We start from the raw sequence: 15,708 nt of genomic DNA on the forward strand, positions 1-15,708 counted from the left end.
TGATTACAGAGCTACACCCTGCGCGTTACTTCTTACCGATGACCTGATCTTGAATGGTCGACATCACCATGGTGTCGGCCAGCGTCGAAGTGTCACCGATCTCCTTGCCCTCGGCGATGTCCTTCAGCAGCCGGCGCATGATCTTGCCCGAGCGCGTCTTGGGCAGTTCGGCCACAATGTACACATTGCGGGGGCGTGCGATGGCACCGATCTGCTTGCCGACGAACACGCGCAGCTCTTGATCGAGCCCCTCGGTGTTGACGTGGTCGGTGAGGTAGCTCTCCTTCAAAACACAGAAAGCGACGACGGCTTGTCCCGTGGTCGGATCGTCAGCACCCACGACGGCAGATTCGGCGACGGCGTGGTTTTCAATGAGCGCCGATTCAATCTCGGCGGTTGACAGGCGGTGGCCCGAGACGTTCATCACGTCGTCAACGCGGCCGAGCAGCCACAGATCACCGTCCTCGTCGAGGCGGGCACCGTCACCGGCGAAGTAACGGTCACCGAACTTCTCCCAGTAGGTTTCCTTGAACCGCTCATCGTCACCCCAGATGGTGCGCACCATGGCGGGCCACGGGCGCTGCACGACGAGCAGGCCGCCCTGGCCATTGCTCACCGGGTTGCCATCATCATCGGCGACAGTCGCCGAGATGCCGGGCAACGGTGCCTGGGCGCTGCCAGGCTTGAGGTGCGTGAGCCCGGGCAGCGGGGCGATCATCATCGCCCCAGTTTCGGTCTGCCACCAGGTATCGACAATGGGAGCTGATCCGGCGCCGATGACCTCGCGGTACCACCGCCATGCCTCGGGGTTGATCGGTTCGCCCACAGAACCCAGCACGCGAATGCTCGAGAGGTCGTACTGCTCGGGTACCTGGCGGCCGATCTTCATGAAGGACCGGATCGCGGTGGGAGCCGTGTAGAAAATCGAGACGCCGTACTTCTGAATGATTTCCCACCAGCGGCCCCAGGTGGGGGTCTCGGGGGTGCCCTCGTAGATCACCTGGGTGGCGCCGTTGGCGAGGGGGCCGTACACGACGTAGCTGTGGCCGGTGATCCACCCGATATCGGCGGTGCACCAGTAGACGTCGGTCTCGGGTTTGAGGTCGAAGACGTTGCGGTGCGTCGTCGAGACCTGGGTCAGGTAGCCGCCCGAGGTGTGCAGGATGCCCTTGGGCTTGCCGGTGGTGCCCGAGGTGTACAGGATGAACAGCGGGTTCTCGGCGGGGAAGCCCTGGGCCTCGTGATCGCCGTCGTATGCCGTGATCTCTTCGTGCCACCACAGGTCGCGGCCCGGCTCCATTGTGACGTCGTTCTTGGTGCGCTCGACCACGAGCACCTTCTGCACCGTGCTGCCGCCGCCGTGCAGCGCGAGCGCGTCATCGACGGTGGGCTTCAGCGCCGATACCCGACTCTTGCGGTAGCCGCCGTCGGCGGTGATGACGAGCTCGGCCTCGGCATCGTCGATGCGTGCGCGCAGGCTCTCAGCACTGAACCCGCCAAACACGACCGAGTGCGCGGCACCCAGCCTGGCCACCGCGAGCATCGAGATGACGGTCTCAGGAATCATCGGCATGTACAGGGCGACACGGTCGCCCGCCGTCACGCCCAGGCTCGTCAGCATATTGGCGGCCCGCTTCACCTCGTGGGTGAGTTCGGCGTAGGTGATGGAGCGTGCGTCGCCGGGCTCGCCCTCAAAGTGGATCGCTACGCGATCGCCCAGCCCCGCGGCGACGTGCCGGTCGAGACAGTTCACCGAAACGTTGAGTTCGCCGTCGGCAAACCACTTCGCGAACGGCGGGTTCGACCAGTCAAGAATTTCAGTGAATGGTTTTGTCCACTGCAGGTTGGTTGCTTCATCGGCCCAGTACCCCTCGGGATCTTGGGCCGCGCGCCAGTACACCGAAGGGTCATTAACCCTGGCCTGCGCTTTGAACTCCGCGTTCGGCGGGTAGGTTTCTGCTACCTCACCGTGGTGCACGGGGTGGCTTTCAATGGTGCCGTTTTGCTCAGTCATGGACGCCCTTATCCGATCGTGGTATTGATGCACTTCACCGCGGCAGATGTTGCGTATTGGGTGCCGCGGGGAGGAGCGCGAATCCAGCGTATACCTTTGCGGCCGATCCGCTCACACCGGCTGTAATCTCTCGCGATCTCCCAAGTTCTCCACAGAATAGAGTTTGGGACGCTGCCCGCTGCCAGAGCGTGATTGGCTGGCCGCATGACCGCCCCTGATGAGGCCGCGACGGCATCGACCGTGGGCCCGGTGCCGACCCGTAGCGCGGCACTCGGGCTTGCCGCCCGGCGCGCGTTTGGAGGCCTGCTTTCGTTGTTGGACGACCCCGAAGTGCGCGACATTTTGGTGCACACCAGGGCGGGTGCGGGCGAGCTGTGGCTCGACCGCGGGGCGCGACTTGAACGCGTGACCGGGTGGGAAGCGAGCGCCGAAGCCGTGCGTGGGTTAGCGACGGCATTGATCGCCGCGGGCGGCAGGCACCTTGACGAACTACAACCTTGCGCCGATGTGCGGTTGGGCGACGGGATTCGCGTACACGCCGTGTTGCCCCCGGTGAGCGTTGCGGGCGCGGCGGTTTCGATTCGGGTGCCCGGTATCTTCGCCCCCGACTTTTCGCAGCTGGTGCGCCGGGGGCTGTGCAGCGAGCCCACTGCCTGGCGGCTCGCGCAACTCGTGGAAACTCGCCGCAACTTTCTGGTCACCGGTGGCACCGCGAGTGGCAAGACAACGCTGTTGACGGCCCTGCTCGGGCGCTGTGACCCGGGGGAACGCATCGTCACCATCGAAGACGTCGCCGAAATACGGTTGCAGCACGACCACGTGATCGCGCTTGAAGCGCGGCCTATGAGCGCCGAGGGCGTGGGGGAGGTCACCGTCGAACGGCTGCTGCGCGAGGCCCTGCGCATGCGCCCCGACCGCATCGTGCTGGGGGAGTGCCGCGGGGCCGAGATCGTGACACTGCTCACCGCACTCAATACCGGGCACGACGGGGGAGCCGGCACGCTGCACGCCTCAAGCCTTGCTGACGTACCCGCACGCCTTGAAGCTTTGGGATCGCTCGCGGGGCTTGACCCGGGCGCGCTCGGCCGGCAGGCAGCGTCGGCGCTGCACGCGATTGTGCAGGTGGAACGGGGGCCACTTGGCCACCGTATCTCTGCAATTGGTGAACTGCGGCTCGGCGCGGGCGGGGTACTCGAAGTCACCGAGGTGCAGTGATGAGCCGCCTCATGCCCCCACAGGTTTCCGGCGTGCTCGCACGCCTGCGGGCAATGGGCCGGGCCCTGCGGTGCACGGGCGAACGACTCAGCCCGGCGCAGCGCCAGGCCCCGGCCCCCGCGGCAGAACACGAGGGGGCGGCGCGGGTCGCCCGGCAGATGAGCGCACTGCTCGCAGGCGGGGTGTCGACCGAACGCATGTTTGAACTTGTGCGGCACGACGTGGCAGACACAGGGGAGGCCGGGCGCATCACGCGCCTCGTCGCTGACGGGGTGGCACCAGCCGACGCCCTCGCGAGCGGCCGCGGGCCCGAATGGCGGGTACTCGCCGCGGCCTGGGATCTCGCCGTTACGAGCGGGGCACCCCTGGGGCCCGCACTGTCGCGCATGACTGAGGCGCTCGCCGCACTCGAACGGCTGCGGGAACGCCGCAGTGTCATCCTCACCGGGCCCAAAGCGACGGTGGTGACGGTGGCCGCGCTGCCGCCGCTCGCACTGCTGCTGGGGGTGGTGCTGGGGTTTGACCCGACACCGATCCTGGCTAGCCCCGTGGGCGGGCTGCTGTTGGGTGTGGGCGCCGTGCTGCTTGCCTGCGGGGTGGGGTGGGCGCGCATGCTGCAGCGCCAGGTGGAAGCCAATGATCACGTGGCGGGAATCGAGTGCGAGCTCGCGTGGATCGTGATGCGCGGGGGAGGTGACCCCGGCACCGCGCCCCGCCTCGTGGCCGACGCCGTTGACCGGGCCGGGGCCGAATGGGTGCCGTTCACCCAATTTCTCGCTGGCGCACCCCTGCGGCGTGCCATTAGCTCAGCGCAGGCCGCTGGGGTGCCCCTCGCCTCACTGCTTTTGGAAGAAGCTGAGGCCGAACGGGCGAGATCGCACGCCCAACTCGAGCGCGACGCCGAACAGCTGGGCATACGGGTGCTGATTCCGCTGGCGGTCTGCGTGCTGCCGTCATTCATTTTGGTGGGTGTGGTGCCCGTCGTACTGTCGATGCTGCGCGGATAGGTTCGCTGGCGATGCGTCCACACCCCAGGGGTGACGCCCAAACCCGTGACTTCTCCACAGAAACGATTTCTGGCCCCCACTCGGCAGTGCAGCACAGCAGCATAGAAGCACCGGTACTCGCCGGGCCGTGCACGCAAAAGAGGGAGACTCCCATGGAGACCAAACTGCAGCTCGTGCCCGAACTACCGGGCGACACCCATGAGGTCGTGCCGGCCCGGCCCGCCGAACCCCACCACCCGCACACATCCCGCGCGGGTACCGCACCCGGCGATGTTGCCAGTGATGACCCTGAGGCCGACTTCTGGTTCTCGTTTGTTGCTCAACCCACCAAGACGCGCGATGCCATGCTGCGGCGCACGGCCAGCTCCGTACGCTCGGCCCCCGCGGCTATGCCACGCAGACTTTGGCCACGCCCGAGCCAGCGTCGCGCAGGGGGCGGCCTCGAACGTGACCGCGCTCAGGGGCATGGGCGGGTGAAGCGGTGGCGACAGCTGATTAGCGAGGAGCGCGGGGCAGTGACCGCAGAGTACGCAATTGTGATTATGGCGGCGGTAGCATTCGCCGGCATCCTCGTCGCCATTTTGCGCTCCAACGAGATCAGGGCCATGCTCGTGCAGCTCGTCGAAAATGCGTTGGGCGCGGCGGGCTAAACCGGCCGAGCGGGGTGACCGCGCACGCACACTGCGACACGACGAGCGCGGCACCGTCACCGCAGAATTCGCGGTGGTCGTGCCCGCAGTGCTCGTGGTGCTGGCCCTGGTGATTGGCGGCATCGTGATCGCCACCAACCGACTCACCCTCGCCTCGGCCGCCGCCGACATCTCACGGCTTGAAGCACGCGGAGACACCGCCCTCGCCGAAGAGCGTATCTCACAATCCGGCGCGGGCCTCACCATCAACCGCGAACGCCGCGGGGCACTGCTGTGCATCACCCTGCACGCTGGCGCCCAACGCGGGCTCCTCGCCGCCCTCTCGGTGAGCGGAGAAGGCTGCGCCGCCGTCACCGATGACACGGCGCCCACACCCAGCCCGTGACCTGCCGACCACCCAATCATCACACACCGCACACCACAGAAAGGACAACACACATGAGCGCAGCAGCCCTCGTCGGTTGTGTCGCCGCCGCCCTGTGCATCGGGGTGCCCGTGCTAGCCGCGAGCAGCCACCTCGTCACCGCACACCGCGTCACCGGTGCCGCAGACGCCGCCGCGCTCGCCGCAGCTGATGCGCTTGCGGGGTGGCTCGACGGCGATCCCTGTGACAACGCCGCCGAGGTGGCGGTAAGCGTAGACGCGACGATTGCGCAGTGCGATATCGAACAGGCAAGCGGTGATGTGCGGGTCGTGCTGCGGGTGAGCACCCCCATCGGCGAGGTCACCGCACGTTCCCGCGCGGGCGGGGTGCCTGCGGCTGGCGGTGGGGCGAGCGGTACGCCGGTCAGCGGCGGCCCGGGAGGCGGCGCTGCTGCCGGGCACTGGGTGTGGCCGGCAACCGGGCGCGGAATCGCACAGGGGTTTCACGACGGGCTCTCGATCGATCTGAACGCGCCGTTGGGAAGCGCGCTCTTGGCGCCCTTCGATGGGGTGATCGTCGCGGCTGGCCCAGATGGCGGGCAGATCCCGGCGGTGTGCCGCGCCACACCGGCGTGGTGGCGTGGTGAAAACGAAACCGTGATCGTGCGGCACGAGTACGCGGGGCACACACTTTTCAGTTCGCACAATCACATTGCGCCGGGCTCGACACGGGCGTTGGGACTGGCCGTGGGTGATCGGGTGGCCGCAGGAAGTCAGGTGGCGACTGCCGGAATGAGCGGCTGTACGTCTGGCCCCCACACCCATTTCACGCTGTCAACGCGGCCCGAAAACTCGTTTCCTGACCTCAATCCGTTCGCATTTCTGACCCCGCCGTAATTCACAGGCCGCGAGGGGGTCATAATGGAGGGGACTGGGTAGCGCAAGATTCCCGGGCACATGTGTGTATCGTGTCGTTGCAGAAGCATTGGTCAGATCCCTGGCCACGGCGCGGATGAAGTGAGTACGAAGGAGACCCGTGAAGGGCACGAAAAAGCTCGTGATCGTCGAGTCGCCGACCAAGGCGAAAAAAATCGGCGACTATCTGGGCCCCGACTATGAAGTCATTGCATCGGTCGGGCACATTCGTGACCTTGCCGAGCCCTCACAGCTGCCTGCTGAGCTGAAAAAGGGACCGTTCGGTAAGTTCGCTGTCGATGTCGACAACGGATTCGCTCCGTATTACTCGGTAAACGACAATAAGAAGAAGACCGTTGCCGAACTCAAGCGAGCTCTGAAGGACGCCGATGAGCTGCTCCTCGCAACTGATGAGGACCGCGAGGGCGAGGCCATCGCGTGGCACCTGCTTGAAGTACTGAAGCCCAAGGTGCCGGTCAAGCGCATGGTGTTCCACGAGATCACCAAGGAAGCCATTGAAGAGGCCAGCCGCAACACGCGAGACCTCGACATTGCGCTCGTTGACGCGCAAGAAACCCGTCGTATCCTCGACCGACTCTACGGCTACGACATCTCACCGGTGCTGTGGCGCAAGGTAGCCCCCAAGCTTTCGGCGGGCCGCGTACAGTCGGCCGCCACCCGCCTCGTGGTGGACCGCGAGCGTGAGCGCCAGGCGTTCAACGCCGCAGAATACTGGGACCTGACGGCGACGTTCGTGCCCGAATCAGCGACTGCCTTCGCCGCACGCCTCGTGCGCATCGACGCCAAGCGCGTCGCCACGGGCAGCGACTTCGGCGACGACGGCGCACTGAAGGAGAAGTCGGTTGCGGCTGGTGTGATCCGGCTCGAGAAGCAGCGCGCAGAAACCCTCGCGCAGCTGTGCGCTCCGGGCACCTCAGCCGACGTTGTGTCGGTGGAGACGAAGCCGCACACGCGTCGCCCCGCAGCCCCGTTCACCACGTCGACCCTGCAGCAGGAAGCGTCGCGCAAGCTGCGTTACAGCTCGCGGCAGACGATGTCGTACGCGCAGTCGCTGTACGAAAACGGTTACATCACCTATATGCGTACCGACTCGCCCACGCTGTCAAAGCAGGCGATCACGGCCGCGCGTTCGCAGGCCGCCATGCTCTACGGCGCCGAGACGATCCCCGAGAAGCCGCGCGTGTACACGGGCAAGGCCAAGGGTGCGCAAGAAGCACACGAGGCTATTCGCCCCGCGGGCGACGTGTTTGAGCGCCCCACCGCGCTCAAAGGCAAGCTGACGCAGGGTGAGCACGCGCTCTACGAACTGATCTGGAAGCGCACGGTCGCCAGCCAGATGTCTGACGCCAAGGGCTCGACCGACACGGTCACCCTGGGCATCAGCGTCACCGAGCCCGGCCAGAGCGCGGCGACGCGCGCCGAGTTCACCGCGAGCGGCACCGTCATCACGTTCCCCGGCTTCTTGCTCGCCTACGAAGAAGGCCGAGACGAGAAGCGCGGCGACGCCGAGCAGAACGTGTCACTGCCGCAGCTGGCCCAGGGCCAGCGCCTCGGCGTCACCGACACCGAGGCCAAGGGCCACGAGACGAGCCCGCCCCCGCGCTACACCGAGGCCAGCCTCACGAAGCGTCTTGAGGAGCTCGGCATCGGGCGCCCCTCGACGTACGCGGCGATCATCAGCACGATCATGGATCGCGGCTACGTCTCGAAGAAGGGCCAAGCGCTCGTACCGAGCTGGATCGCCTTCTCAGTGGTGCGCCTGCTTGAAACGCACTTCTCGGCGCTCGTGGACTACGACTTCACCGCGTCAATGGAGAACGACCTTGACCGGATCGCGGCCGGCCAGGCCGACCGCACCACCTGGCTTGGCGAGTTCTACTTCGGCAGCGACTCACACCCCGGCCTGCGCGGCGTCGTCGATAACCTCGGCGAGATCGATGCGCGCGCGATCAACACCATCAAGATTGATGATGCGATCTCGCTGCGCAACGGCAAGTACGGCCCCTACCTCGAGGTAGTGGACGACAAGTGCGTGGCCGACGAGGCCGGCGAGATCAAGCCGCGCAGCGTGAACATTCCTGAGGGCCTGGCGCCTGACGAGCTGACCGTTGCGCTCGCGCACGAGCTTGCCGATGCCGAGCCGCTTGAAGACCGCATTGTGGGGCTGCACCCCGTCACCGGTAAGCGCATCGCGGCGAAGAACGGCCGGTTCGGTCCGTTCGTCACCGAGCTGCTTAACGAGGGCGAAGAACTGCCCAAGGGTGAGAAGCCGCGCACCGCGTCGCTGTTCAAGAGCATGGACCCGGCCACGGTAGAGCTCGACACAGCCGTTGCGCTGCTCGATCTGCCCCGCGTGGTGGGCACCGACGCCGAGTCTGGCGCCGAGATCACCGCGCAGAACGGGCGCTACGGCCCGTACATTAAGAAGGGCACCGACTCTCGCTCACTCGCGAGCGAAGACGCGATCTTCACCGTTGACCTGGCCGGCGCACTTGAACTGTTTGCGCAGCCCAAATACGGCGGGCGTAAGGCCTCGAGCTCGCTCAAGGAGTTTGACGCTGACCCGGTCAGCGGCAAGCCCGTGAAGGTGAAGGACGGCCGCTTCGGCCCGTACGTCACCGACGGCGAAACGAACGCCACGATTCCTCGCGGTGACACCGTTGAGGATCTCACGTTCGAGCGTGCGATCGAGCTGCTCGCGATCAAGCGCGCCAAGGGCCCCGCGAAGAAGAAGGCTCCGGCGAAGAAGGCTGCTGCGAAGAAGCCCGCCGCAAAGAAGACGGCCGCCAAGAAGCCCGCGGCGAAGGCCGCTGGCGCGAAGGTGGTTGATCCGGTGCGATCGGCTGCCGCGAAGAAGGCAGCCGAGACGCGCAAGGCCAATGCTGCGAAGAAGGCCGCAGAAGCTGCTGCGGCCGAGGCGAACGCTGGGGCGTGAGCATGACCGGTATGTTTATCACCTTTGAGGGCGGCGACGGCGCTGGGAAAACCACCCAGGCCGAGCTGCTCTCGGGGTGGCTGGCGGCCCGCGGTCACGAGATCGTGCGCACCCGCGAACCGGGCGGCACGACGCTTGGCGCGCGCGTACGCGAACTGCTGCTGCACGGCGGCGACGAGATCGGCGCCATCGACCCGCGGGCCGAAGCACTGCTTTACGCGGCCGATCGTGCCCAGCACGTCGCCCAGGTGGTGCGCCCCGCGCTCGCCCGCGGCGCGGTCGTGGTGCAGGATCGCTACATTGACTCATCGCTCGCGTACCAGGGCGCGGGCCGCGTGCTCGACGTCGCCGAGGTGCGCGAGCTCAGCGAGTGGGCCACGGGCGCGCTCTGGCCGCACCTCACGGTGCTGCTCGACGCCACGACCGAGCTTGCCGCGAAGCGTCGCGAGGCCCGGGGCGGGGCCGCTGACCGGCTCGAGGCTGAAGCTGTCGAGTTTCACGCCGCGGTGCGCGCGGGTTTCAGGGAGCTCGCGCAGCAGGATCCGGATCGCTACCTCGTACTCGATGCCGCGCTGCCCGCAGACGAGCTGCACGCCCGCGTGCTGACCCGTGTGACGGCGCTGCTGCCTGGCGCGTAGCGCTCCAGCAATTTATTCTGCGTTATGTGAATATCGCAGAAGCCCGGCTTCCTGGTCCATGCCGCTGGCGCGAGCAGTTTCGGCTATCCCGCATAAGGTGCATGAGTTTCGACGTTTCCGCCGATAGTGCCCACCAAACATGAGGACCGGCCCTGGACCTACCGAGGTAGGCGGAACCGGTCTTAGCGGTTCCAGAATACGCGAGCGCTCGGGCATCGTCCAGCTGGGCGCTGGGCATTTTGACATGCCAAGACCTGACCGCTGAATGCAGGCAAGCTCAGACGCACTAAACAACAAAGCGGCCTGTGGTTCTTCTCAGAACCACAGGCCGCTTTGTGCGTGTAGCGGAGAGTTACTCCGCGATCACCGCACCGAATCGTGCCGGCAGCGTGGCGCGTGACGCGGCACCCAGCTCAGCGAGGGGGAGCGTGAAGCGATCCTGCACCTCGATGGACGCGTCAGCACCCGAACCGTCGGTGACGCCGATGCGCAGCACGGGGATCTCGCGACCCGAGCACAGGCCGCGGAACTTGACCTCTTCCTCATGAGGCACAGCCACGAGTACACGTGCCTGCGTCTCTGAGAACATGGCGGCGGTCTCGTCGACACCGTCGCGCGTCAAGATCTCGTCGATCCACACGCGAGCGCCCACGCCGAAGCGCAGTGCACCGTCGGTGAGGGCCTGCGCGAGGCCACCCTCTGACAGGTCAACCGCGCCCGAGAGCAGACCGCCCTGCGAAGCTGCGTGCAGCAGCTCGGCGAGCGAACGCTCTGCGGGGAGGTCGGCGATCGGCGGGCGACCACCGAGGTGCTCGTGGATGGTCTCGGCCCAAGCCGAACCGTCGAGCTCGTCGCGGGTCACGCCGAGCAGGTAGAGGTGTTCGCCCTCGTCCTGCCAGCCTGACGGCACGCGGCGGGCCACGTCGTCGATGATGCCCAGCACGCCGACCACGGGGGTCGGGTGGATGGGGGTATCACCCGTCTGGTTGTAGAGCGAAACGTTACCGCCGGTCACGGGAACCTCGAGTGCGAGGCACGCGTCAGACAGGCCCTCAACGGCCTGCGAGAACTGCCACATGACCTCGGGGTTCTCGGGGCTGCCGAAGTTCAGGCAGTCGGTGACGGCGGCGGGAACCGCGCCCGAGGTGGCCACGTTACGGTACGACTCGGCCAGTGCCAGCTGTGCGCCAACGAACGGGTCGAGGTAGCAGTAGCGGCCGTTAGCATCGGTCGAGATCGCGACGCCGAGGCCACTCTCTTCGTCAACGCGAATCATGCCGGCGCCATCGGGGAACGACAGGGCGGTGTTACCGAGCACGTACTTGTCGTACTGGTTGGTCACCCATGACACGTCAGCCTGGTTGGGAGACGCGGCCACGGCCACCATCTGCTCACGCAGCTGGTGACCCGAGATGGCGCGGGCGAGGCCCGAAGCGCGAACGCCCGATGCCTGCAGCTCGTCGATCCAGGTGGGGTACGCAACGGGGCGATCGTAAACCGGGCCGTCAACGGCAACGGTTGAGGGATCGACGTTGACGATCTCTTCGCCGCGCCAGTTGATCACGAGGCGGCCGGTGTCGGTCACTTCACCGAGCACGCTGGTCTCAACGTCCCACTTCTGGGCGACAGCGAGGAACGCGTCGAGCTTGTCGGGGTGCACAACAGCCATCATGCGCTCCTGGCTCTCCGACATGAGGATTTCCTCAGCGGTGAGTGAGGGGTCGCGCAGCAGTACGCTGTCGAGCTCGATGAACATGCCACCGTCACCGTTGGCTGCGAGCTCAGACGTAGCGCATGAGATGCCTGCGGCACCGAGATCCTGAATGCCCTCGACGAGTTCGTCGCGGAACATCTCGAGGCAGCACTCAATGAGCACCTTCTCAGCGAACGGGTCGCCAACCTGCACTGCGGGGCGCTTGGTGGGGCCACCCTCTGCGAAGGTGTCAGACGCGAGAATCGATGCGCCGCCAATGCCGTCGCCACCGGTGCGGGCACCGAACAGTACAACCTTGTTGCCGGGGCCCGACGCGTTGGCGAGGTGCAGATCCTCGTGACGCAGCACGCCAACACCCAGGGCGTTGACGAGGGGGTTCTGCTGGTAGACGCTGTCGAAGACGGTCTCGCCGCCGAGGTTCGGCAGGCCCAAGCAGTTCGCGTACGACGAAATACCCGAGACCACACCGTGCACCACGCGAGCGGTGTCGGGGTCGTCAATGGCGCCGAAACGCAGCTGGTCCATCACTGCGACGGGGCGAGCGCCCATCGAGATGATGTCGCGAATGATGCCGCCGACGCCGGTAGCGGCGCCCTGGAACGGCTCAATGTATGAGGGGTGGTTGTGGCTTTCTACCTTGAAGGTGACAGCCCAGCCTTCGCCAATATCGATGACACCGGCGTTTTCGCCCATGCCTACGAGCAGGCGCTCCTTCATCTTGTCATTGACCTTCTTGCCAAACTGGCGCAGGTAATTCTTAGATGACTTGTATGAGCAGTGCTCTGACCACATCACCGAATACATGGCGAGTTCGCCAGAGGTAGGGCGACGGCCCAGAATCTGCTTGATTTGTTCGTACTCGTCGGGCTTCAAGCCCAGCGCCTCGAACGGCTGCTCCTTCTCGGGCGTTGCAATGGCATCTGCAACGGTGTCGGGGCGGGGGCCGGTCACGGCCTCGTCGATGTCAGTCACGCTCGATGTGCTCCGTCTACTCACTTTGTAGGATCGGCACCATTGCGGGCCGAAAGGTACTCCCACAGTCTACCCCTGAGAAAGGGTGCTTCTGGTTGCGCCGCCACGGCGCGCACACGATTGTGGGAAGAGCTGTGCGCTGGAGCTGGATAATCACAGCGGAACGCGCGAAACTAGACAGCATGAGCGACCCGAATACGAGCCAGGATCAGCCGGTGCCGAGCGCATCGCACGAAGCGTCCTACCCCGGCGTGCCAGAACATCAGGCCGCCCAGGGGAGCCAGGCGACCCAGGGTGCCCCGGGCACGCACCAAACGCTGCCCATGCAGGCCAACCTGGGCGCGGCTGCGCCCCAGAAGAACGGCCCGCGGCTGTCGACCTTCTTGAAGGTCAGCATTATTTTGCTCGCCGGCCTGACCATCGCGTCGATTTCACTGCTGTTCATCGGCGATTTCGAGGGCAAGTTCGAGCGCGTCTTTTCGACGTTCGTACTGTTCGCGGTGTTCGTGCTGTTTACCGCGATCGATACGCGCCGCGGTCAGAAATCTGAGTGGTACGCCCCTGTCGCACTGATCGCGAACGCCTACATTCTGGCGCTGCTGCTCATCGTGATCTGGATGACGCCGTACACCTCGTACGGGCTGATGTTCGAGATCTTCTGGAAGTCGCTGCTGGTGATCGCGGTCACGAGGCTGGTGATTGTGTGCTGCCAGCTGCTGCTGAAAACCGGCAATCAGCTGCCCGCCGTCGTCACTCGCTTCGCATTCATCACGAGCGTGCTGGCTGTGCTCGCGGGCATTTTGTTCACGGCGCCGGTGGGCATCGAAGCGTTCGATCTCACCGTGCCCGACGTGTACTGGAAGATCTCTACGGCGCTGCTGATCCTAACGGCGCTCGGCCTCTCGATCACGCTGCTGCTGCGCTGGTCATACGGTGCCGGCGAACGCGAGGCGGCCCGCGAGGCCGATCGCCTCGCGGCTGCCGCGGGCTACGGCGCCGGATCCCCGTACCGCGCGCAGGCAGCTCCCGGCTACCCGGTGCAGCCCCAGGCTGCGGTGCCGCAGGGCGCCGCGCTGCTGCCCTGGCCGACGTTCGCTGATGGTCGCCCGCTGCCCGCAGGCCCCGATGGCCAGCCCGATTTCAGCGTCCCTGGCGCTCCGCTGCGGTGAGCCGGGGATACCAGCCCGAAGGTTTCCACGCCGGTAGCTCAGGCGGCTCTGGCGGCGCGCACGCTGCTGCGGCCGCCGGGGCTACTGACGCTGCCCGGGCAGGCCATTCGGGCCCCGCGGCGGCTGCTGGGGTACGCCTCAGGCTGATCCGGATCGAAGAAATGAGCGCCGTTGGCGCGCTCGCCAGAACCGCCTATGACGAGTCGTATCCCGGGCTTCCCGCTGATTATTTGGCCGAGATTGAGGCCGTGGCCGAGCGCGCTCGCACCGCGCAGGTGTGGGTCGCCGAGGATGATGCCACCGGCGCCATTTTGGGCACCGTGACGCTGCCCGAGCCCGGTCAGGTGCTCAGCGCAGTGGCACGCGACGGCGAGATCGACGTGCGACTGCTCGCCGTGGTCGGCATCGCGCGCGGCCGAGGCGTGGGCGGGCTGCTGATGCGGCTCGCGATCGACACCGCTCGTGAGCGGGGTGCGTCACGCCTCGTGCTGAACACGAGCACCGAGATGCCCGGCGCGCGCAGGCTGTACGAGCGCATGGGATTTCACCGGTTGTTCGAGCGAGAAGAAGACATTGTGCGCGAGGACGGATCGGCGTTTACGCTGCTCGCCTACGGGTTCGAACTGTAGTTCGGTGGGCTAGCGCGCGGCCGTCGCCTCCCGCGCTAGCCCACCGGCTCCAGGGCGCTGCTGCCAAACAGCGTCTGCACGGCGGCCGCGGCGACCGGTGCCTGGCCCGTGCGGCCGAGCGCCCGCAGCCGCAGCGTCGGTTCGTGCAACAGCCGGCCGGCGAAGTGACGCAGCGCCGCCTGCACCTGAGCGGCCTCAGGGCCGAGCTTTGCTGCCCGCGCGATTTCGGCCTCGAGCACCGAATGCACGTGGTCGCGCAGCGCCAGCACGCTGGGCACAGCGGCGCGCTCGGCCTGATCGGCCGCAAACTCGGCGGCGGCAGCGCTCGTGATCTGGCGCGCCTCGGTTTCAGAGCTGAGCTCTTCGACCCCCGCGTGCATCGCGATCACCTCAAGGTCGAGCACCTCGACCCCCGGCACCTGCGCGGCCTCGGGGGCGATATTGCGGGGCACGCCGAGGTCAATAAAGAGCCGCTGACGCGGCAAATCTGCCGTGCCCGCACGCCCCGTGAAACTCGTGCAAAACGGGCGCGGCGCGGCGGTCACCGTGCGGGCGACTAGTTCGGCGTCAACGATCGGATCTTGCGCGGTGCTGCACGCAATAATCACGTCGGCCGCCGCGAGCTCAGCCGTGAGGGCGTCTCGTTCGAGCGGGCGCACCTCGCGTGTCTTGGCGAAGGTGTGTGCCCGCCCCGAGGGGGAGTGCACGGCGATGTGGCGTGCCCCGCGCTCACGCAACGCCGCAAGGGTGACGGCGGCGTAGGCGCCGGTGCCCACGAGCAACACGCGGGTGCCCGCCCAATCGCCGATGCGGCTCTCGGCAAGGAGCAGGGCGAGGCGAACGAGAGAGCGCCCCTGGGTCTGCACCCGGGTGCGTGCCTTCACAGTTTTGGAGACGGTAGCCGCGTGCTGAAACAGGCGCTCAAGCTCGGGCGTGGTGGAGCCCGCAAGTTTTGCCTGTGAGAATGCCCGACGCACTTGACCGCCGATCTCACCCTCGCCCATCACTACCGACTCGAGACCGCTCGAAACTTCAAAAAGGTGATGCGCGGCATCGACGCCGTGGCGCACACGCGTGGCCTGAGTGAGTTCAGTTTCAGGCACGCCGGTGATCCGAGCGATCGCCCGAATGGCCTCTTCGGGTGCGCTCGAATTCGCATCGAAATAGGCTTCAAAACGGTTGCAGGTGGCGATCACCACAGACCCGTTCTGCTGGGCATCGTCGGCGCCAGAAATGACGCCCTGATCCGGAGTTTTTGAGTCACCGGCGAGGGGAGTGTGCCCCTCGTTTTGCGTGAGGGTCTGCACGAGTTCGTCGGCGTGTCGTTCGACGCGCTCAAGCAGCGAAAGAGACGCGCTTTTGTGGTCGATCGAGAGACACGACAAGCCGCCAGAGGTGGCTGAGGCCGTGTCTGAAAACTTGGTGTGTACAAGTGAAGAGTTCATCAGATGAATAAGTTACCATTC

12 protein-coding genes are annotated in these 15,708 nt (G+C 66.2%); 9 read left to right on the forward strand and 3 right to left on the reverse strand.

What is annotated here, in order from left to right; genetic code table 11:
• Window positions 1-25 precede the first annotated feature (25 nt).
• On the reverse strand, window positions 26-2,014 hold the full coding sequence (gene acs, locus JOF28_RS11245; RefSeq protein WP_209705825.1) for an acetate--CoA ligase: 1,989 nt from the start codon (window positions 2,012-2,014) through the stop codon (window positions 26-28).
• Window positions 2,015-2,218: 204 nt separating this feature from the next.
• Between acs and JOF28_RS11250 the strand changes: the two genes are divergently transcribed.
• The 7 genes from JOF28_RS11250 (at window position 2,219) to tmk (ending at window position 9,758) form a co-directional block, all read left to right on the forward strand.
• Window positions 2,219-3,229, forward strand: a complete 1,011-nt coding sequence (locus tag JOF28_RS11250; protein WP_209705826.1) for a TadA family conjugal transfer-associated ATPase — start codon at window positions 2,219-2,221, stop codon at window positions 3,227-3,229.
• Window positions 3,230-3,240: 11 nt separating this feature from the next.
• Complete coding sequence (locus JOF28_RS11255) at window positions 3,241-4,236, forward strand: type II secretion system F family protein (protein ID WP_245189946.1); 996 nt, start codon at window positions 3,241-3,243, stop codon at window positions 4,234-4,236.
• A gap of 152 nt (window positions 4,237-4,388) precedes the next feature.
• Window positions 4,389-4,886, forward strand: coding sequence for a DUF4244 domain-containing protein (locus JOF28_RS14575; RefSeq protein ID WP_245189947.1), 498 nt, complete (start codon window positions 4,389-4,391; stop codon window positions 4,884-4,886).
• Window positions 4,864-5,271, forward strand: a complete 408-nt coding sequence (locus tag JOF28_RS11265; RefSeq protein ID WP_209705827.1) for a TadE/TadG family type IV pilus assembly protein — start codon at window positions 4,864-4,866, stop codon at window positions 5,269-5,271. The genes JOF28_RS14575 and JOF28_RS11265 overlap by 23 nt, the downstream gene beginning before the upstream one ends.
• Window positions 5,272-5,324: 53 nt before the next feature.
• Window positions 5,325-6,146, forward strand: a complete 822-nt coding sequence (locus JOF28_RS11270; protein ID WP_209705828.1) for a M23 family metallopeptidase — start codon at window positions 5,325-5,327, stop codon at window positions 6,144-6,146.
• Between the two features lie 139 nt (window positions 6,147-6,285).
• A complete protein-coding gene (topA, locus tag JOF28_RS11275; protein WP_209705829.1) occupies window positions 6,286-9,120 on the forward strand; it encodes a type I DNA topoisomerase in 2,835 nt (944 codons plus the stop codon).
• Between the two features lie 2 nt (window positions 9,121-9,122).
• Window positions 9,123-9,758, forward strand: coding sequence for a dTMP kinase (gene tmk, locus JOF28_RS11280; protein WP_209705830.1), 636 nt, complete (start codon window positions 9,123-9,125; stop codon window positions 9,756-9,758).
• A gap of 352 nt (window positions 9,759-10,110) precedes the next feature.
• Here tmk and purL read toward each other — a convergent pair whose 3' ends face one another.
• A complete protein-coding gene (purL, locus tag JOF28_RS11285; protein WP_209705831.1) occupies window positions 10,111-12,444 on the reverse strand; it encodes a phosphoribosylformylglycinamidine synthase subunit PurL in 2,334 nt (777 codons plus the stop codon).
• Between the two features lie 182 nt (window positions 12,445-12,626).
• Between purL and JOF28_RS11290 the strand changes: the two genes are divergently transcribed.
• Window positions 12,627-13,613 (forward strand): hypothetical protein, encoded by a 987-nt coding sequence (locus tag JOF28_RS11290; protein ID WP_209705832.1) that lies wholly within the window; start codon window positions 12,627-12,629, stop codon window positions 13,611-13,613.
• Window positions 13,610-14,242, forward strand: a complete 633-nt coding sequence (locus JOF28_RS11295; RefSeq protein WP_209705833.1) for a GNAT family N-acetyltransferase — start codon at window positions 13,610-13,612, stop codon at window positions 14,240-14,242. The genes JOF28_RS11290 and JOF28_RS11295 overlap by 4 nt, the downstream gene beginning before the upstream one ends.
• Window positions 14,243-14,277: 35 nt before the next feature.
• On the opposite strand, the gene JOF28_RS11300 is transcribed toward JOF28_RS11295, so the two are convergent.
• A complete protein-coding gene (locus tag JOF28_RS11300) occupies window positions 14,278-15,687 on the reverse strand; it encodes a glutamyl-tRNA reductase (RefSeq protein WP_209705834.1) in 1,410 nt (469 codons plus the stop codon).
• Between the last annotated feature and the right edge of the window lie 21 nt (window positions 15,688-15,708).

Source organism: Leucobacter exalbidus (genome assembly GCF_017834145.1).
GTDB lineage: Bacteria > Actinomycetota > Actinomycetes > Actinomycetales > Microbacteriaceae > Leucobacter > Leucobacter exalbidus.